The 17,369-nt window shown below is 60.9% G+C and carries 20 protein-coding genes; 12 read left to right on the forward strand and 8 right to left on the reverse strand.

Annotation, left to right across the window (positions count from 1 at the left end):
- Window position 1 precedes the first annotated feature (1 nt).
- The 3 genes from moaD (at window position 2) to CHH27_RS12680 (ending at window position 2,138) form a co-directional block, all read left to right on the forward strand.
- Entirely contained in the window at window positions 2–253 is a 252-nt protein-coding gene (moaD, locus tag CHH27_RS12670) for a molybdopterin converting factor subunit 1 (RefSeq protein ID WP_094071905.1), read from the forward strand.
- A gap of 4 nt (window positions 254–257) precedes the next feature.
- A complete protein-coding gene (locus tag CHH27_RS12675; RefSeq protein WP_094071906.1) occupies window positions 258–719 on the forward strand; it encodes a molybdenum cofactor biosynthesis protein MoaE in 462 nt (153 codons plus the stop codon).
- A 108-nt stretch (window positions 720–827) separates the two neighbouring features.
- Complete coding sequence (locus CHH27_RS12680; RefSeq protein ID WP_094071907.1) at window positions 828–2,138, forward strand: multidrug effflux MFS transporter; 1,311 nt, start codon at window positions 828–830, stop codon at window positions 2,136–2,138.
- 26 nt (window positions 2,139–2,164) lie between these two features.
- Here the strand turns inward: CHH27_RS12680 and CHH27_RS12685 are convergent, their stop codons facing one another.
- Window positions 2,165–3,247 carry an alcohol dehydrogenase family protein gene (locus CHH27_RS12685; RefSeq protein ID WP_094071908.1) on the reverse strand — a complete coding sequence of 361 codons (1,083 nt, stop codon included), beginning with the start codon at window positions 3,245–3,247 and terminating at the stop codon, window positions 2,165–2,167.
- Between the two features lie 65 nt (window positions 3,248–3,312).
- Between CHH27_RS12685 and CHH27_RS12690 the strand changes: the two genes are divergently transcribed.
- Window positions 3,313–3,858: a TetR/AcrR family transcriptional regulator gene (locus CHH27_RS12690; protein WP_094071909.1), complete on the forward strand. Its 546-nt coding sequence runs from the start codon at window positions 3,313–3,315 to the stop codon at window positions 3,856–3,858.
- Between the two features lie 91 nt (window positions 3,859–3,949).
- On the opposite strand, the gene CHH27_RS12695 is transcribed toward CHH27_RS12690, so the two are convergent.
- Entirely contained in the window at window positions 3,950–4,852 is a 903-nt protein-coding gene (locus tag CHH27_RS12695) for a branched-chain amino acid aminotransferase (protein ID WP_094071910.1), read from the reverse strand.
- 292 nt (window positions 4,853–5,144) lie between these two features.
- On the opposite strand from CHH27_RS12695, the gene CHH27_RS12700 reads away from it, so the two are divergent.
- From CHH27_RS12700 to CHH27_RS12715, 4 genes are all read left to right on the forward strand, one after another.
- Entirely contained in the window at window positions 5,145–5,654 is a 510-nt protein-coding gene (locus CHH27_RS12700) for a MarR family winged helix-turn-helix transcriptional regulator (RefSeq protein WP_247646283.1), read from the forward strand.
- Between the two features lie 32 nt (window positions 5,655–5,686).
- The gene (locus tag CHH27_RS12705) at window positions 5,687–6,385 is read left to right on the forward strand and encodes a response regulator (protein WP_094071912.1); all 699 of its coding nucleotides are present in this window, start codon (window positions 5,687–5,689) and stop codon (window positions 6,383–6,385) included.
- A gap of 59 nt (window positions 6,386–6,444) precedes the next feature.
- Entirely contained in the window at window positions 6,445–7,812 is a 1,368-nt protein-coding gene (locus CHH27_RS12710) for an ATP-binding protein (protein WP_198338471.1), read from the forward strand.
- Between the two features lie 132 nt (window positions 7,813–7,944).
- Window positions 7,945–9,279: an 8-oxoguanine deaminase gene (locus CHH27_RS12715; protein ID WP_094071914.1), complete on the forward strand. Its 1,335-nt coding sequence runs from the start codon at window positions 7,945–7,947 to the stop codon at window positions 9,277–9,279.
- A 28-nt stretch (window positions 9,280–9,307) separates the two neighbouring features.
- On the opposite strand, the gene CHH27_RS12720 is transcribed toward CHH27_RS12715, so the two are convergent.
- The 6 genes from CHH27_RS12720 to CHH27_RS12745 form a co-directional block, all read right to left on the reverse strand.
- Entirely contained in the window at window positions 9,308–10,039 is a 732-nt protein-coding gene (locus CHH27_RS12720) for a DUF1194 domain-containing protein (RefSeq protein ID WP_094071915.1), read from the reverse strand.
- Between the two features lie 89 nt (window positions 10,040–10,128).
- On the reverse strand, window positions 10,129–10,470 hold the full coding sequence (locus tag CHH27_RS12725) for a tRNA-binding protein (protein ID WP_094071916.1): 342 nt from the start codon (window positions 10,468–10,470) through the stop codon (window positions 10,129–10,131).
- A 102-nt stretch (window positions 10,471–10,572) separates the two neighbouring features.
- Window positions 10,573–11,271 carry a TetR/AcrR family transcriptional regulator gene (locus CHH27_RS12730; protein ID WP_094074717.1) on the reverse strand — a complete coding sequence of 233 codons (699 nt, stop codon included), beginning with the start codon at window positions 11,269–11,271 and terminating at the stop codon, window positions 10,573–10,575.
- Between the two features lie 92 nt (window positions 11,272–11,363).
- Window positions 11,364–12,182: a pyrroline-5-carboxylate reductase gene (proC, locus tag CHH27_RS12735; RefSeq protein ID WP_094071917.1), complete on the reverse strand. Its 819-nt coding sequence runs from the start codon at window positions 12,180–12,182 to the stop codon at window positions 11,364–11,366.
- On the reverse strand, window positions 12,179–12,679 hold the full coding sequence (locus CHH27_RS12740) for a YbjN domain-containing protein (RefSeq protein WP_094071918.1): 501 nt from the start codon (window positions 12,677–12,679) through the stop codon (window positions 12,179–12,181). Before CHH27_RS12740 ends, proC begins: the two co-directional genes overlap by 4 nt.
- Window positions 12,680–13,021: 342 nt before the next feature.
- Window positions 13,022–13,288 (reverse strand): accessory factor UbiK family protein, encoded by a 267-nt coding sequence (locus tag CHH27_RS12745; protein WP_094071919.1) that lies wholly within the window; start codon window positions 13,286–13,288, stop codon window positions 13,022–13,024.
- 174 nt (window positions 13,289–13,462) lie between these two features.
- On the opposite strand from CHH27_RS12745, the gene lgt reads away from it, so the two are divergent.
- The 4 genes from lgt to CHH27_RS12765 are packed head-to-tail and all read left to right on the forward strand — an operon-like array spanning window position 13,463 to window position 17,360.
- Window positions 13,463–14,296 carry a prolipoprotein diacylglyceryl transferase gene (gene lgt, locus CHH27_RS12750; protein ID WP_247646220.1) on the forward strand — a complete coding sequence of 278 codons (834 nt, stop codon included), beginning with the start codon at window positions 13,463–13,465 and terminating at the stop codon, window positions 14,294–14,296.
- Entirely contained in the window at window positions 14,293–15,381 is a 1,089-nt protein-coding gene (locus tag CHH27_RS12755) for a class I SAM-dependent methyltransferase (RefSeq protein WP_247646221.1), read from the forward strand. Before lgt ends, CHH27_RS12755 begins: the two co-directional genes overlap by 4 nt.
- 47 nt (window positions 15,382–15,428) lie before the next feature.
- Window positions 15,429–16,193, forward strand: coding sequence for a peptidoglycan editing factor PgeF (pgeF, locus tag CHH27_RS12760; RefSeq protein ID WP_094071921.1), 765 nt, complete (start codon window positions 15,429–15,431; stop codon window positions 16,191–16,193).
- A 9-nt stretch (window positions 16,194–16,202) separates the two neighbouring features.
- Window positions 16,203–17,360 carry a Xaa-Pro peptidase family protein gene (locus tag CHH27_RS12765; RefSeq protein ID WP_094071922.1) on the forward strand — a complete coding sequence of 386 codons (1,158 nt, stop codon included), beginning with the start codon at window positions 16,203–16,205 and terminating at the stop codon, window positions 17,358–17,360.
- Window positions 17,361–17,369: the final 9 nt, after the last annotated feature.

Raw genomic sequence — 17,369 nt, forward strand, 5'->3', positions numbered from 1 at the left:
CATGAACATCCGTTATTTTGCCTGGGTCCGCGAACGGGTGGGTCTTGAGGAAGAAGAGATCGACCTGCCTGCGTCTGTCAGCACGGTTGCCGACCTGATCACGCATCTGAAATCGCTCGATGAAAATCATGCTGCGGCCTTTGAAGAAGAGGACGCGATACGGGTTGCGCTCGACCAGGAGCATGTCGAAACCGATGCGGCGCTCGAAGGTGCCCGGGAAGTGGCCTTCTTTCCGCCGATGACGGGTGGGTAGTGCCATGCCTGTAGTTCCGCTTGTTCGCGTCCAGGCAGACGATTTCGACGCCGCGACCGAGGCCACCCGATTGACCGCGGGCCGCAAGGATGTCGGTGCCCTGGTGACATTCACCGGCCTTTGCCGCGACGAGGCCGGAACGCTGGAAGCCCTCGAACTGGAGCATTACCCCGGCATGGCCGAGGCCGAGCTGACAAGGATCGCCAGGGAGGCCGCCGATCGATGGCCCCTGACCGGCCTGACGGTGGTTCATCGCTTCGGCAAGATACCGCCTGGCGAGAATATCGTTCTGGTCATTGCCGCCTCGGCTCATCGCAGGGCCGCGTTCGAAGCAGCCGATTTCCTGATGGATTACCTCAAGACCCGCGCGCCGTTCTGGAAAAAGGAGCATCTTTCGACAGGCGGCAGCAGCAACTGGGTCGAAGCAAAGGCCACCGACGACAAGGACGCCGCGCGCTGGACCTGAGCCACATAAGCTCCTAAGGTGACCCGTCTTTTGGCTTTGAGCCGCAGGTTTACTCTACATAACGTTCCCGGGCCCACACCCGCCCGCGCGTACGAACTGGTCCCGACCTTGAAACACGACAGTGCCTCTTCCGAACCGGCAGCCAAGACGGCTGCTGCAAGCCGCTCCGCTTCCGCCGACAACAGCGAAGTTCTGCGCGAGCCCGGCATTCCCTTTGCAGAATTTGTCACCATCATCGCCATGATCATGGCGCTCAACGCCATGGCCATCGACGTCATGCTGCCCGCTCTGCCGGCCATTGGCGATGCCCTCAACATCGTGGAAGAAAACAACCGCCAGCTGGTCCTGCTGTCCTATCTGGTCGGTTTTGGCGGCGCCCAGTTTTTCTTCGGCCCAGTGTCGGATGCTCTTGGCCGACGCCGCATTCTGGTCGGTGGCCTTGCGGTGTACAGTCTCGCCAGCGTCGCGGCGATCTTCGCCTCCGACCTCACGGTGTTGTTGATCGCCCGCGTTCTCCAAGGGATCGGCTGCGCCGCTGCGCGGGTCGCGGTCCTCTCGGTCGTGCGCGATTGCTACACGGGCCGGCGCATGGGTCGGGTGATGTCGTTGGTGATGATGGTGTTCATGGCTGTTCCGGTTGTTGCACCGGCCATCGGTCAGGCGGTGTTGCTGGTCGCCGGCTGGCCCTGGATCTTCGCATTGCTACTGTTGTCCGGCCTTGCCATGTTGGTCTGGTCGGCGCTGCGCATGCCGGAAACCCTTGACCAGGACAAACGGCAACCGATTGTCGTCTCCAAAGTGATCGACGCCTACAAAACGGCCCTCGCCACGCGCGCCTGCCTTGGCTATGCGGTCGGCACTGCGTTCATTTTCGGCGGACTGTTCTCGTTTCTTGCGATGTCACAACAGATTTTTGTCGACGTCTTTCACCTCGGGACGCTGTTTCCGGCCGTCTTTGCAGCGATCGCAACAACCATGGCCGTTGCGTCTTTCTCCAACGCCCAACTTGTGGAAGCCATGGGTATGCGCCGCCTCTCACATGGGGCTGCGGTTGTTTACACCGGCCTTGGTTTCATAGTCTGGTTGTTGCCCGCACTAGGCATCGAGAATTTCTGGCTGTTCCTGATCCTGACCACCGCAATCATGACCAGCTTCGGTTTCCTGGGTGCCAACTTCAACGCAATGGCCCTGGAACCGCTTGGAGCCATCGCAGGGACCGCAGCAGGCGTCCTTGGTACCATCTCCACCCTAGGCGGCGCTCTTCTGGGCTATGTCATGGGGCAGCTCTTTGACGGCACCACGCAGCCGCTGGGTCTGGCCTTTTTTGTCTACGGCCTGGCCGCCATCGGCTGCATCCTCTATGCAGAACGCGGCCGCATGTTTCACGCGCTGCATGATACGCAAACGGCCAGCGACTGAAGACGGGAGGCAAACCGTTTCTGCGGTCAGACCTGTTGCGCGACCTCGATCCCGATCTTGCCGACAAAGGATTTGGCCAGAAAGGCCTCCTGCGCCGCCCGCAACTCGCGCAGCGGATAGGTCGCGGAAACGACCGGGCGGATCTCTCCCGCCTCGATGTAGCTCACCAGGTCCGTGAACACCTTTGCCGGTTGATAGGTGCTGCCCAGCAGCGACAGGTCTCTCAGGTAAAGCGTGCGCAGATCGAGTTCCACGATCGGGCCGGCAATCGCCCCGGAGGTGACATAGCGGCCACCGTTGCGCAGCGTCCCGATGAGTTCCGGCCAACGCGGACCGCCCACAAGGTCCAGCACCACATCAAAGGCACTTTCAGGCAGTGCCTCGTCGCGTCCCAGGATATCGGCGGCACCCAGTGACCGCAGCTCAGCCGCCTTGGACGGGCTGGTCATCGCGGTGACATGCGCGCCCCGGCGCCTGGCAAGCTGGATGGCGGCGGAGCCGACACCACCGGAGGCCCCTGTGATCAGCACCTTTTCCGCCCCGAGGCCGCAACGCTGGATCATGCCCTCCGCCGTTGAGAAGGCACAAGGAAACGTCGCCAGTTCCAGGTCGGTGAGATCGGAATTGACGGCAATCGTGTCATCGGAAGGTGCAGTCGTGAATTCGGCAAACCCGCCGTCGCGTTCAGAGCCGAAAGTCCGGACAGTCATCCCATTTGCGCCATCGTCAATCGGCCGCATCGGACGCACAAGCACACGCTCTCCGATCCTGGAAGGATCAACCCCCGCTCCAACAGCGACAATCTCTCCACAGCAATCGGCGCCCTGAATGCGCGGAAATGCCAGCGCTTCACCGGACCAGCTGCCCTCGGCACCTTCTCCCGCAGCATAGCCCTCCGCTGCTCCTGAAGACGTGTCCCCCCGGACCTTCGGCGAGTACCAGCCTGTCCGTGTGTTGACGTCGGTGTTGTTCACCGCCGCCGCACCGACACGGATCAGCACCTCACCGGGTCCGGCGACCGGAACCGGCAGATCAGTGCGCCACAGCAGCTTGTCCAACCCGCCGTGTCCGGTCAGAACCATGCCGCTCATCGTGTCGGGGCGTGTCATGAGAACTCCATGTAGAATGATCTTTCTACTTGCCCATGTAGAACGATCATTCTACATAGTCAAGCATGTCGGATACGAGGACCAGAATTGCTGCCGGGCTGGAACGGGCATTCGCCGAACACGGCTTTGCCGCGCCAAGCGTCGGCGATCTGCGGGACGCTGCTGGTGTCAGTCTGCGCACGCTCTACAAATACGCCCCGTCCCGGGAAGAGATGGTCCATGCCGCACTCGAACACCGGCACCAGCGTTATCTGGAAAAGGTCTTTGGGGACTTGCCTGAAGCAGGCGACGACGCCCTTGCCGAGATCTTCGACCGGATCGGCGCCTGGATGGGAACGGAAAGCGCAAGGGGGTGCCTGTTCCACGCAGCGGTCGCCGCCGCCCCCCAGGACAAACGCCTGATCGCGCTGCTGCAGGAACACAAGGGCGAAGTCGCGCAACTGGCGGCAAAGTCAGGTGGACTGGAAGGCAGGGAAGTCGAGCTGATGCTCATTCTGGAAGGCCTGACCCAGACCTGGCCGCTGCACGGCAGCCATGCGATCGCCTCAGCAAACAGGATGTCGACGGCGTTGAGACAGGCGCCCCTGCCGCCAACCCTATCGGCGGCCTGAAGTCAGATCGCTAACGGGCGGAAACCGCCGTCTTGGCACAAGAAAGGCGGGCCTGAGCCCGCCTAGATTTGATAAGTGTGTCTGACTCGACCTATCCAGCAGCTGCCTGCAAGGCCGGTGCGTTCGGCCGCACGGCCGCATCATAATCTTCCATCAGCGTCTTGATGATCTCACCGACTTCGAAGGTATTGCCGGCGATTTCAGAAACCGGTGTAACCTCTGCCGCTGTTCCTGTCACGAAGCACTGCTCGAAACCGGCAAGCTCCTCCGGCAGGATGGTGCGTTCGATCACTTCGATGCCCCTGTCCCTTGCAAGACCGATCACGGTCCGCCGCGTGATGCCGTCCAGGAAACAGTCAGGTGTCGGCGTGTGGATCTTGCCGTCCTGAATGAAGAAGACGTTGGCACCGGTCGCTTCCGCAACATGGCCGCGCCAGTCCAGCATCAGGGCATCCGTGTAACCCTTTGCTTCTGCCGCATGTTTGGAAATGGTGCAGATCATGTAGAGACCTGCGGCCTTGGCCTTGTAAGGAGCGGTTTGCGGATCCGGCCGGCGGTAGTCCGCCATGTCCAGCCGGATGCCTTTCAGCCGCTCTTCCGGTTTGAAGTAGCTCGGCCACTCCCAGGCAGCGATCGCAAGATGGATCGTGTTCTTCTGGGCCGAGATGCCCATCATTTCACTGCCGCGCCAGGCCACCGGCCGGATATAGGCGTCCGTGAGGTTCATGCGCGCCAGGGTTTCTTCCTTGGCCGCGTTGATCTGTTCGGCAGTCCAGGGAATGTCGAAACCGAGCATCTTGCCGGAGGCCAGCAAGCGTTCGGTGTGTTCTTCGGACTTGAAGATGCGGCCTCCATAGGCCCGCTCACCTTCAAAGACACTGCTGCCATAGTGGAGCCCGTGGCTCAGCACATGCAGTTTCGCTTCCGACCAGGGCACGAAATTTCCATCGTACCAGATGTCGCCACTCAGCTGGTCAAAAGGCGTTCCAGCCATTTTTTATCTCCCGCACGCTCTTTCAGCGTGTTTTCTCTTTAGATCACAGAGGCAAATGACGCCAAAGACTTGCGCCTCTTTCACCACTGTATTTTTTGCACAGCACGCAAACTATCGGTATCCTGATAGCCGCCACGATCCTGAACGGATTCGTTTAACATCTGATGCTCTATACGGCATCAAAACGACCGATCATTTCGTACGCAGCCATATAGAAGTAACAATCGACCAGAATTAAGTCAATATGACTGACATAAATTTCAAACCGGCACCGTCTCCTCTCAAACAGGACATGGAAGAGGCCGAACCGGAGCGGATAAGCGCCGAGCGCGATCCGGATCTGCCCTATGATCTGATCGAGCTCTTGTTTTTTGCCTATCGCGACTTCACCGGCGATCCGGACGACGTGCTGGCCGAATACGAATTCGGCCGGGCACATCACCGCGTCCTGCATTTTGTCGAGCGCAATCCCGGCATCATGGTGACCGACCTGCTCGGCATCCTGCGCATCACCAAGCAGAGCCTTGGCCGTGTCCTGAAGCAGCTTGTGGATGTCGGCATCATCGAACAGCGCGAAGGCCACCACGACCGGCGGCAGCGGTTGCTCTACACCACCGAACGCGGCCACGCGCTCGCTGTGGATCTGGCAAAACTGCAGCAAAAACGCCTTGAACGTGCCCTAATTGGGTTGCCTGATGGCAGCCACGAAGTTATCCGCAAGTTTCTGCTGCAGATGATCGATCCCGAGATGCGTCCGGAAATCCTGCAGCTGATCCGCTCTGCCTTTGACCTTCAGGATTAAGGCCGCCAAAGGACAAGGACCGAATTGACACGATGAATGCCCAGGTGCCGGACGATAACGCCAATCACATTCTGCTGGTGGACGACGACAATCGGATCAGGGACCTTCTGTCCAGGCTCCTGAAGGAAACCGGTTACAGGGTGACGACAGCGGCCAATGCAGCAGATGCCCGCAGATGCCTGTCCGGCCTGGAGTTCGATCTGATCATTCTGGATGTGATGATGCCCGGTGAGACTGGCCTGCAGTTGGCAGCCTCGCTCCGGCAATCCTCCGAAGTGCCAATTCTGATGTTGACGGCACGTTCGGATGCACCCGACCGCATCGCCGGTCTTGAGGCCGGGGTCGATGACTACCTGTCCAAACCCTTCGAACCGCGCGAACTGATGCTGCGCATTGCCGCCATCCTGCGCCGCGGAAACCAGCAGCCAGCCGTTGTCACGGAAGAGATCAGATTTGGCCCCTTCTGCTACAATGCTTCGCGGGGCGAACTGAAGAATGGCGACAGCATGGTCCGGCTGACCGACAGGGAAAAGCAGATCCTGGCCATATTTGCCGAGCAACCCGGCGCAACGGTGCCCCGCCACAAGATCGTCGGCGATGACAGCGGCCTTGGTGAGCGGACTGTCGATGTGCAGATCAACCGGCTCCGGCGGAAAATCGAGTCCGATCCCGGCAACCCGATCTATCTGCAGACGGTGCGCGGCATCGGCTACAGGCTGGCATGCGACTGACCTGGCCCCGACTGGCGGATCTGGGATCCCTGACAGGTAAACTCAGGTTTGCCGAACGCATGACAAGGTTGCTGCGGCCGTTCAAACCGCTTCTCGGTCCTTACAAGGCCATCTCCCGGTTCATGTACCGGGTGATGCCCAAGGGTCTCTTCACACGGACGTTCCTGATCATCGTCACGCCGATTGTCATTCTGCAGTCGGTGCTGGTGTTTGTGTTCATGGAGCGGCATTACCAGCTTGTATCGCAGCGCATGTCGGAAGCCGTGGTCCGCGAGATCGCCGCGGTGGTCTACGTTCTGGAACATTATCCGCAGGACCCGAACTACGCCAATGTGGAGCAACTTGCCTCCCGTGCCCTCGGCATGTCGATGACCGTCACACCGCTGGAACCCTTGCCGCCGCCCGCGCCCAAACCCTTCTTTGACGTCATCGACCAGGAACTGAGCAAGGCCATCAGCCAGAAGATCGGCAAGCCCTTCTGGATCGATACGGTCGGACGCTCCCGTTTCGTGGAAATCAGGATCCAGCTGGAAGATTCCATCCTGCGGGTCTTCACGCGGCGCAGCCAGACCTTCGCGTCCAACTCGCATATTTTCCTGGTCTGGATGTTCTCCACGTCGCTGGTGCTGGTCATCATCGCGCTTCTGTTCCTACGCAATCAGATCCGCCCGATCATTCGCCTGGCCGATGCTGCCGACGCCTTCGGCAAGGGGCGGCCGGTCGATAATTTCAGGGCCAGCGGCGCGCGCGAAGTGCGCCGGGCCAGTCTCGCCTTCATCGACATGCGCCGACGCATCGAACGCCAGATCGAACAGCGCACGACCATGCTGGCCGGCGTCAGCCACGATCTCAGAACCATCCTGACCCGTCTGCGTCTGCAGCTTGCCTTCCTCGGAGACACGCCGGAGAGCGAAGCAATGCGCAAGGATGTCGGCGAGATGAGCAACATGCTGGAGGATTACCTCGCGTTTGCCAGCGGCGACGGCGACGAAGACATTCAGCAGACAGACATAGCTGCGCTTCTGGAGGAGCTGGAAGAAGAGGCCGAGATTTCCGGCCTGGATCTCAAGGTCCGCTTTGATGGCGACATGGACGCCGAGGTTCGGCGGCTGTCGCTCAAACGCTGCCTGTCGAACCTGATCACCAACGGCTGCAAATATGGCAACCGGGTGGAAGTTGCCGGCTCCATCGAGAAGGGCTGGCTTGTCATCACCGTGGATGACGACGGACCGGGCATTCCCGAAGATCAGCGGGAACTGGCCTTCCAGGCGTTCCACCGGCTGGATCTTGCCCGCAACATGGACGAATCCGGCAGCGGTCTTGGCCTCGCGATTGCCCGGGACGTTGCCCGCGGCCATGGCGGTGACCTCTATCTGGAAGACAGCCCGCTCGGAGGCCTCCGGGCCCGGATCCGGATCCCAGCCTGAAGACCGAAAGCCCCCTCAGCGGCTTGACATCGCCAGTTCATTTTCCGTACCAATTTGGTGGCCGGTTCTTACCCCCGTTTTCCACCGGCGCCGCTGACGCATTCCTATGAGACGGGGACCTGAGGACTGCGTTTGCCTGAAATTCTCTTGAAAAATGCCGATACCGTCCTGACCATGGATGACGACCGAAACGAATATTCGGGCGTCGACATCCGGATCAGGGAGGGCGTCATCGCCGAAATCGGCCCCGATCTTGAAAGCAGTGGTGAGGTTCATTCAGCCAGCGGGTGCGTTGTCACGCCCGGCCTGGTCAACACGCACCATCATCTCTACCAGAGCCTGACAAAGGCCGTTCCGGGCGGACAGGATGCGCTCCTGTTCGGCTGGCTGCAGACCCTTTATCCGATCTGGTCCCGTTTCGGACCAGACGAGATGTTTGTCTCCGCCCAGACGGGCCTTGCGGAACTGGCGCTGTCCGGCTGCACACTCACATCCGACCATCTCTACCTGTTTCCAAACGGGTCCAGGCTCGACGATACGATCGCAGCGGCCAGGGAGATCGGTTTGAGATTTCACCCGACGCGCGGCGCCATGAGCATTGGTGAAAGCGACGGCGGGCTTCCGCCGGACGATTTGGTCGAAAAGGAACAGGACATCCTGGAAGACTCCATCCGTGTCGTGGACGCCTTTCACGATCCGTCAGAAGGCGCCATGGTGCGTGTTGGCCTTGCCCCCTGCTCTCCCTTTTCCGTCAGCCGTGACCTGATGCGCGATGCAGCGCTGCTGGCCCGCGACAAGAAGGTGATGCTCCATACCCATCTTGCGGAAAATGACGAGGACATCGCCTATTCGCAGGAAAAATTCGGTTGCCGCCCGGGCCAGTATGCAGAAGATCTCGGCTGGACCGGAGCTGACGTCTGGCATGCCCATTGCGTGAAACTCGACGGCCAGGAGATCGCGCTCTTTTCAGCCAGTGGCACGGGAGTCGCCCATTGCCCCTGCTCAAACTGCCGACTTGGCAGCGGCATTGCACCGGTGCGGGCCATGCGCGATGCAGGCGTGACGGTCGGCCTCGGGGTCGACGGTTCGGCCAGCAATGATGCCGCCAACCTCATTCTCGAAGCCAGACAGTCAATGTTGCTGCAACGGGTGGCCAACGGTGCCGACGCCATGTCGGCCCGCGAGGCGCTTGAGATTGCCACACGCGGCGGTGCCGATGTGCTGAACCGGCCCGATTGCGGCCGGCTGGCCGTCGGCAAACGGGCCGATATCGCGATCTGGGACATTTCCGGCGTGGAAAGCGCCGGAAGCTGGGATCCGGCGGCCTTGCTGCTGGCAGGACCAACCCGGGTGAAACACCTCTTTGTCGAGGGAAGGCAGATCGTCAATGACGGCAAGGTCACCACGATTGATCTGCCGAAGGTGATCGAGCGCCAGAACACGCTGGCACGTGACCTTCGTTTCTGAAACCGGCTTGCGCTGTCCCGAAACAGGGTCAGCGCAACTCCGCAAAACCATAGCCCAGGATTTCGCGGATCAGCTTTCGGGTCATGGCCTCGGTATAGTCTTCATAGCGCAGCGTTGACTGGATGAACGCGCCAGGTCCGGTGATGACCTTGTCGGTGTAATAGTTCAGGGTCATGTCGTCCTTCAGGATCACCAGCGCATTGACCGTGACCTCGCTGAAGTCGAGGGTCGCGTAAACGAAGCGCGGCTCCTCGCCCTGGTTGTTGATGCCGTCGGCGGAGACATCGATCACCTGCCGATCGCATCGCTGCGGTGCCGTGTTGAGGATGCCGCGGGCATGGACCAGCGCCGGGCCGAGCGCCGTCAGAAACTCCCGGCTGTCTCTTGTGTTGCTCAGGATCTCGTCTGCAGCGGCATGAGCAGAAGCCTCGTCACTCAGAAACCGCCAGTCCAGAAGCGTGTTCTGCTGATAGCGGCCGCTCCATTCGAAACTGTGCAGCCAGATCCCGCCAACGGTCTCGATCGCTTCCAGCACGGAAGGGTCACGCAAGGCACCGGCAATACCGCGTTGCTGCAGGTCATACTCGGATTCTGAGATGCTGGCCGAGACGTCAACCGCAACCACCAGCGCCAGGGAGCAGGCCGATGCCGGCACGCAGAGCAGCCAGGGTACGACGATCGCAGCCAGGAGCCACCCGACGCACTGAACACAGCGCGACCGCCTCAACGTCGCAGGTAAACCTTTCGATACGGAGACCATCGGATCTCTCCTCTCCGAGGAAAGTATCGCTGCTGGTCATCAAAAACCAAAATCACGCTTTGTCGATAAGAACGGTGTGCGGGCACCGGTCAGTAAAGCCGGCCGCCGATGGGGACATCCTTGTCCGGGGTCAGCAGCACCACTTCGCCCTCCTCGTCGGGCACACCGAGCGTCAAGACCTCGGACATCACCGGACCGATCTGGCGCGGTGGAAAGTTGACCACAGCCATCACCAGCTTCCCGACCAGCGTGTCAGGCGTGTAATGCCTGGTGATCTGTGCAGACGTTTTCTTGATGCCGATATCCGGGCCGAAATCTATTTTCATCTTGTAGGCCGGCTTGCGGGCTTCCGGAAAATCCTCGGCCTCGACCACCCGGCCTACCCGCACGTCCACTTTCAGAAAATCATCGAAACTGATCTGGTCGCTCACGAAACATCCCTCGCCGTTGTTTGCCGCGAGGGTGGCCGTTCAATTGGCACCGCGCAAGCCCGGTTTGCGTTCAAGAGACGTTTCTAGCGTGAGGTGTGTCCATCACGCACCCGCCGGCGCCTCACCGTCGAATTCGGTATCGGGATCGGTCTCACGTTGCCGATCCTTCCAGCGTTTGCGCCCGCCGGACGCTTTCCGCAGAAACGAACGCACGCCTTTTGCCAGACCCTCGACATTCTTCAGTCGTTTCATGAAATCGGAGCCCTTGTCGAGCTCCTTGTCGAGCCGGGCCATGGTGCGCGGCATGCCCTCGTCCTCTTCGTCGAGCCAGACATCCACCACGCGGCCAAAGGCAATCGAGAGTCCCTGGGCGACGACGGTCGCCTTGACGCCGGATAGGTCGATCCCGGCGGCAATCAGCATCCATTTCTGTGAGCGCACATGGAGCGCATTCAGATCAAGGGCCAGCGCCGGATCCTTGGCCGCGGCCTCCTGCAGGGCACGCACGGCGTCCCTGTGTTCGGCAAGCGCATCAATCCGGGTCATCAGGATATCGAACAGCCGGTCGCGGGCGGGCTGGTCGCCCATGTCCTCATCCCGTTCATCCAGGACGGCCGTATCCACCTGTTCCAGAAAAGCCGCCACCAGCTTCAGCTTCGAGCTGTAGGCGCTGCGCATGTCTGAGAGTTTCACCTTCGCCGTCTCGGCAATGAGCGGCAGCGACACATCTTCGTATGGGTGCTCTGCGAGCAGCTCCAGAAAGGTCTGAAGGATTTTCTGCTTTGTCTTTGCGGTCGCCATGGGTGCCTCCGGCAGGTTGACTGCCCTCAACATAGGAAACCGGACCCACGGCGAAAAGGGGGACCTTCCGCCGCAGGCCATCTGAGGCCCTGTTATTGTGCGAGTTCGCGCGCCCGTTGAACCGCCGCGGCAACGGCCTCGGTCATGACAGGCTGCAGCCCCTCAGCATGCATCAGCACATCAAGCGCTGCCGCTGTGGTGCCGTTCGGGCTGGTGACATTCTGACGAAGCGCCGCCGGATGATCACCCGACTGGTGCATCAGTTCCCCGGCGCCGCAGACCGTCGCAACCGCCAGCTCGTGTGCAAGCTCTTCCGGCAGACCGGCCGCCATGCCCGCTTCGCTGAGCGCTTCGGCGAGGAAAAACACATACGCAGGACCGGATCCGCTGACGCCTGTAACCAGGTCGATCTGGTCCTCGCTGTCGAGCCAGACAACCTTGCCAACGGCCGACAAGAGCTTCGTCACATCCTGTTTCTGGCCTTCCGAAACCTCAGTGGTCGGGTAGACAGCCGTGATGCCGCGCTTGACCATGGCCGGCGTGTTCGGCATGCAGCGGCACACCGGAACAGGGCCAAAGTGTTCCTGGAATTTCGTAACCGGTGTCCCGGCTGCAACCGACATGACCAGCGTGTCCGCCTCAACCGCGGATGCAAGACCCGGCAGGACCTGGTCCATCATCTGCGGCTTGACGGCAACCAGCATGATCGCGGCTGTCAGATCGTCCGGCACGGCCGCTACATGGCGGATACCGTGCGATTTCAACAGTCCGTCCATCTCGTCGGACAGACCCGGATCGCAGACCACGACGGAAGCAGGATCGATACCTTCCGCCATCCAGCCTGCGAGCATTGCCCCACCCATCTTGCCGGCTCCGACAAGAAGGAAGGGGCGCTCCTTTGAAAAACTCATGCTTCTCCTGCGGTTTCGAACAAGGCCGTACTCAGCGCCTCGGCAGCCGAGTGACCGGCCCAGACAACGAACTGGAAGGCTTGATAGAAACGTTCGCAGTTTTCAAGGGCATTCGTCAGCATCGCCTCGATTTGCGCTGCAGACGCCTCCGCGCCGCCGGTCAGAAGCAGTGACTGACGGAACATGACGACATTTTCCTTGCTCCAAAGGTCGAAGTGCCCCATCCAGAGCTGCTCGTTGACCAGGGCCAGAAGCCGCAGGACCTCGGTCTTGCGCAATTCGGTCACTTTCAGGTCGAAGGCACAGGCCAGATGAAGGGCTTCAACTTCCTCCATCCAGGAGAAGGAGACATGATAGTCGCACCAGCTGCCTTCAAGGGAGATGGTGATCTCATCCTCGTCCGACCGCTCAAAGGCCCAGTCGTTCAAGGCGGCGACAGTTTCGATCATGTCGACGGGATTGCCAGGTCGCTCGAATTCGATCTCGATGAGGCTCATGATGCCTTCTCCCCTTTCGAGCCGGGGCCGAGTACCCGATCAGGATAACCGGGCGGGCCGCCGGGATATGTCCCATGCCGGAGGAGCAATACGCACCTTTGATGGCCCTTTCACGAACCGGTTCCGTCTTGCTCCGACGAATCCCTGTTGTCTTTGAGTATAGGTGCAGGAAGAATTTAAACGATACATGCCAAGTCGCCCCAAAAGCCGAAACTTGTGGACGACTCAGCAACAAAAGTAGACAAACTGCTCAAAATCACTGCATTTCTGCCGGGTTTATCCGTCGCAATTCTGTCATCAACAATTAACAGAAAACGCTCACGACAGCGTCATCGCACTGCTTCAAGCGTCTCCAGAAGCATCCTTGTCGGATTTTTCAAGCGCAGCCAGTCGCGATTCGAGCTCTTCGACCTTGTCGAGGGCACGCACGGCCATTTCCTTGACAGCTTCGTGTTCCTCGCGGGACACCACATCCATTTCCGACAGGAAACGCTCCGCTTGTGCTCTGAATGCCGTTTCGACTTCGCGGCGGGCACCCTGGGCAACACCGGCGGCGTCGGTCATGAGCTTGGCAAAATCATCGAGAAGACGGTTGGGACCCTGGGTCATCGGACCCTCCTTGATCGGCGGTGAAAAAGATGCCTCACAGGTATGAGGGATTGCCCGCAACTTCAAGATCCAATTCCGCCGCACCCGGCGGGACCGCGCCTTGCCTTGACGGCGGCACAAAGTTCCGCCAAGCGTTCTGCCGGAAGCTGCCACCGGTCCAGACAAGGAAACGCCGTGCCGCCTGTATTCGCCCTGCCCTTTCCCGCCATCGACCCGGTGATCGTCGAATTCGGCCCCTTTGCCCTGCGCTGGTACGCGCTCGCCTATATCGTCGGCATTCTGCTTGCCTGGCGGTATATGCAGGCCCTTACGGCCAACGATCAGCTTTGGGGCACCGCGACACGCCCAAGCCGGGCGGATATCGACGACTTTGTCCTGTGGGGCACGATCGGTATCATTCTCGGTGGCCGCCTCGGCTACGTCCTGTTCTACAATCCGGGCTACTATCTCGCCAATCCGGGCGAGGCACTGGCCGTCTGGTCCGGCGGCATGTCGTTTCACGGCGGCTTTGCCGGCACCGTGATCGCGATGATCCTGTTTGCCTGGAAACGCGGCATCCCGCTCTGGACCCTGTTCGACCTGGCCGGCTGCGCCGCGCCGATCGGGCTGTTTTTCGGCCGGATTGCCAATTTCATCAATTCAGAACTCTGGGGCCGCCCCACCGATGTGCCCTGGGCCTTTGTCTTCCCCACCGGTGGGCCGGAGCCGCGCCATCCGAGCCAGCTCTATGAAGCTGCGCTGGAAGGCGTGATCCTGTTCCTGGTGCTGCGCGTGTTGAGCCACCGTTTCAAACTCCTGCAAAGACCCGGCTTCCTGGCTGGCGCCTTCGCCTTCGGCTATGGTGTCGGCCGCTCGATCGCCGAACTCTACCGTGTGCCGGACGCCCATATCGGCTATCTGAGCGGGTTCCTGACCATGGGCATCCTGCTGTCCCTGCCAATGATCCTGGCAGGTCTCGCCGCCATGATCTGGTCGGCCCGCCGGTCCAAAGGCGCGCCGAGCGCGTGACCGGCCTTCTCGACAAGCTTTGCGCCCGGATCGCGGCGGAGGGTCCCCTCACCGTCGCGCAATACATGTCCGTCTGCCTGAGCGATCCCGAATACGGCTATTACTCAACGCGGGAACCCTTTGGCGCGGCCGGTGACTTCATCACCGCACCGGAGGTCAGCCAGATGTTCGGCGAACTGGTCGGCGCCGCCTGTCTGTCCGCCTGGGATGCACTGGGACGGCCAGACCGGTTCGAACTTGTTGAACTCGGACCTGGTCGCGGCACGCTGATGGCAGATCTTCTGCGCGTCGCCGCCCTGCGTCCGGCTTTCCTGAAGGCAGCCCGGCTGAGCCTTGTCGAGACCAGCGACCGTCTCAGGAAGATCCAAAGCGCAACGCTGAAAGGCGCTCCGGTCCAGCCAACCTTCCGGGACCGGTTCCAGGATGTGCCGGAGGCGCCGCTGCTCCTGGTTGCCAACGAGTTTTTCGACGCCCTGCCGATCCATCAGTTCGTCAAGACCCCGGACGCCTGGCAGGAGCGCCAGGTTGGCGTGAACGAGGCCGGCGACCTGATCTTTGGCCTCGGCACCGCCGCTTTGCCCGAGGCAGCTGTTCCGGCTTCTGCCCGAACCGCCCCTCAAGGCGCCATCCTGGAAACCCAACCGGCCGCCAATGCCATTGCCGAGGAGATCGGGCAGCGGATTGCAGCATGCGGTGGAGCGGCGCTCTTCATCGACTACGGCTACTTGAAGACCGCACCCGGCGACACGCTGCAGGCGCTCCATAGACACCGCTACGACAACGTCCTTGCTCATCCCGGAGAAGCGGACCTGACGGCACATGTCAATTTCGAGAGCCTCGCCGCGGCGGCCGTGAAGGGCGGCGCGGCCGCACTGCCGCCACTGACGCAGGGCGACTTCCTGCTTCGGTCCGGCCTGCTGGAGCGGGCCGGAGCCCTCGGGTCAGGCAAGTCCCACGATGATCAGGAAGCGATCCGCGACGCGGTCGAGCGGCTTGCCGCCCCCGACAAGATGGGCGACCTCTTCAAGGTCTTGGCTGTGACAAACTCTGGATTAACATTCCCACCGTTTGACAGCGCGCCCTGAAGCCCCAAGGATCAGGCGGTTTGCATTTCCCGTGTGCAGGAGCTCTCATGAAACTTGAATCGGATGCCCTGAAACTGGACGGCCTCGCGCACGGCTTCTTCACGCGCGAAGGCGGTGTTTCCGAAGGCATCTATGCCGACCTCAATATCGGTCTGGGCTCCGACGACAGGCGTGAGCATGTTCTTGAGAACAGAAACCGGGTTGCGGCGACATTCGGCACCGGCGCAGCGCAGCTGGTCTCGCCCTATCAGATCCATTCACCGGACGTGATTGTGGTCGATGCGCCCTTTGCCGCGGATGCAGACCGCAAGGCCGATGCCCTGGTGACCGCGACCACCGGTCTCGTTCTGGGCATTTCCACGGCCGATTGCGGCCCGGTTCTTTTCGCCGATCCGGAAGCTGGTGTGATCGGCGCGGCACATGCCGGCTGGAAAGGCGCGGTATCAGGTGTCTTGCAGAACACCGTAGCGGCCATGGAAGGTCTTGGAGCCTCCAGAGCCAACATCACCGCGGTTCTCGGACCGACCATCTCGCAAGCCGCCTATGAAGTCGGACCTGAATTCCATGCACGGTTTTGGCAAGAAGACAGTGACAACGCGGCCTATTTTAGGGCCTCCGAAAAGCCGGACCATTTCATGTTCGACCTGCCGGCCTTCATCACGGCCAGGCTTGCGTCCCTGGGATTGAAGACGGTCTCCGACATGGCGCTCTGCACCTATTCCGACGAACAACGGTTCTTCTCCTACCGCCGGACAACTCACCGGCGGGAACCGGACTACGGCCGCCAAATCAGCGCAATCGCGATTCTTTGAGGACACATCATGGCCCTTCATTTTACCGAAACCGAATTCGCGAACCGCTTTGACCGGCTCAAGGCGGTCATGGAAGCGGAAAAACTCGATGCCATGTTGCTGTTTGCGCAGGAGAGCATGTACTGGCTGACCGGCTACGACACGTTTGGCTTCTGCTTCTTTCAGTGCCTGGTGGTCACCGCCGACGGCCGCAAGGTGTTGCTGACCCGCTCCGCCGACGAGCGTCAGGCCAAGCACACGTCCAACATCGAGGACATCCGCATCTGGATTGATCGCGGTGCGGCCAGTCCGGTTGGTCAGTTGAAGGAAATGCTGTTCGACATGGACCTGCTCGGCAGCCGGCTGGGCATCGAATACGACACCCACGGCATGACCGGCAGGATCGCCCTTCAGATCAACGAGGAACTGTCGAGTTTTGCCGACATCCGGGACGCCTCGCCGCTCGTTCCGGAGCTTCGTGCCGTCAAGAGTGCGGAAGAGATCGCCTATGTCCGCAAGGCGGCCGAACTTGGCGACAAGGCCTATCACGCCGCGCTCGACGAAATCCGTCCGGGAGCCGACGAGGGCCGCATCCTGTCTGCCATGCAGGGCGCGATCTTTGAAGGCGGCGGTGATTATCCGGGCAACGAGTTCATCATCGGGTCCGGCCGGGACGCACTGTTGTGCCGCTACAAGGCCGGCCGGCGCACGCTTTCCGACCAGGACCAGATCACCCTGGAATGGGCGGGAACCTACCGGCACTATCATGCCGCGCTGATGCGCACCGTGGTCATCGGCACTCCCACCGACCGGCACCAGGAAATGTACCTGGCGACCCGCGAGGCGCTTGCAGCTGTCGAAACCCAGCTGGTCCCAGGAAAGACCTTCGGCGATGTCTTCGACGCCCATGCCGAACGCATGGATCATCACGGCATGATGCCTCACCGGCTGAACGCCTGTGGCTATTCGCTGGGCGCGCGGTTCACGCCGAGCTGGATGGACATGCCCATGGCCTACAAGGCGAACCCGGCCGAAGTGAAGCCGAACATGGTCATTTTCATGCACATGATCCTGATGGATTCCATCACCGGCACAGCCATGACCCTCGGCCAGACCTATCTGACCGGTGAGGGCGCGCCGGAATGCTTATCCACGCTGCCTCTCGACCTGCCGGTCAAGTCAGGCTAAACCATGTGC

The organism is Labrenzia sp. VG12, from assembly GCF_002237595.1.
GTDB lineage: Bacteria > Pseudomonadota > Alphaproteobacteria > Rhizobiales > Stappiaceae > Roseibium.

What these genes read in the sequence shown, in the direction of transcription:
- moaD (WP_094071905.1), top strand. Translation starts at nt 2, where the DNA reads ATGAACATCCGTTATTTTGCCTGGGTCCGCGAACGGGTGGGTCTTGAG.
- CHH27_RS12675 (WP_094071906.1), top strand. Translation starts at nt 258, where the DNA reads ATGCCTGTAGTTCCGCTTGTTCGCGTCCAGGCAGACGATTTCGACGCC.
- CHH27_RS12685 (WP_094071908.1), bottom strand. Translation starts at nt 3,247, where the DNA reads ATGACACGCCCCGACACGATGAGCGGCATGGTTCTGACCGGACACGGC.
- CHH27_RS12690 (WP_094071909.1), top strand. Translation starts at nt 3,313, where the DNA reads ATGTCGGATACGAGGACCAGAATTGCTGCCGGGCTGGAACGGGCATTC.
- CHH27_RS12695 (WP_094071910.1), bottom strand. Translation starts at nt 4,852, where the DNA reads ATGGCTGGAACGCCTTTTGACCAGCTGAGTGGCGACATCTGGTACGAT.
- CHH27_RS12700 (WP_247646283.1), top strand. Translation starts at nt 5,145, where the DNA reads ATGGAAGAGGCCGAACCGGAGCGGATAAGCGCCGAGCGCGATCCGGAT.
- CHH27_RS12705 (WP_094071912.1), top strand. Translation starts at nt 5,687, where the DNA reads ATGAATGCCCAGGTGCCGGACGATAACGCCAATCACATTCTGCTGGTG.
- CHH27_RS12710 (WP_198338471.1), top strand. Translation starts at nt 6,445, where the DNA reads ATGACAAGGTTGCTGCGGCCGTTCAAACCGCTTCTCGGTCCTTACAAG.
- CHH27_RS12720 (WP_094071915.1), bottom strand. Translation starts at nt 10,039, where the DNA reads ATGGTCTCCGTATCGAAAGGTTTACCTGCGACGTTGAGGCGGTCGCGC.
- CHH27_RS12730 (WP_094074717.1), bottom strand. Translation starts at nt 11,271, where the DNA reads ATGGCGACCGCAAAGACAAAGCAGAAAATCCTTCAGACCTTTCTGGAG.
- proC (WP_094071917.1), bottom strand. Translation starts at nt 12,182, where the DNA reads ATGAGTTTTTCAAAGGAGCGCCCCTTCCTTCTTGTCGGAGCCGGCAAG.
- CHH27_RS12740 (WP_094071918.1), bottom strand. Translation starts at nt 12,679, where the DNA reads ATGAGCCTCATCGAGATCGAATTCGAGCGACCTGGCAATCCCGTCGAC.
- CHH27_RS12745 (WP_094071919.1), bottom strand. Translation starts at nt 13,288, where the DNA reads ATGACCCAGGGTCCCAACCGTCTTCTCGATGATTTTGCCAAGCTCATG.
- pgeF (WP_094071921.1), top strand. Translation starts at nt 15,429, where the DNA reads ATGAAACTTGAATCGGATGCCCTGAAACTGGACGGCCTCGCGCACGGC.
- CHH27_RS12765 (WP_094071922.1), top strand. Translation starts at nt 16,203, where the DNA reads ATGGCCCTTCATTTTACCGAAACCGAATTCGCGAACCGCTTTGACCGG.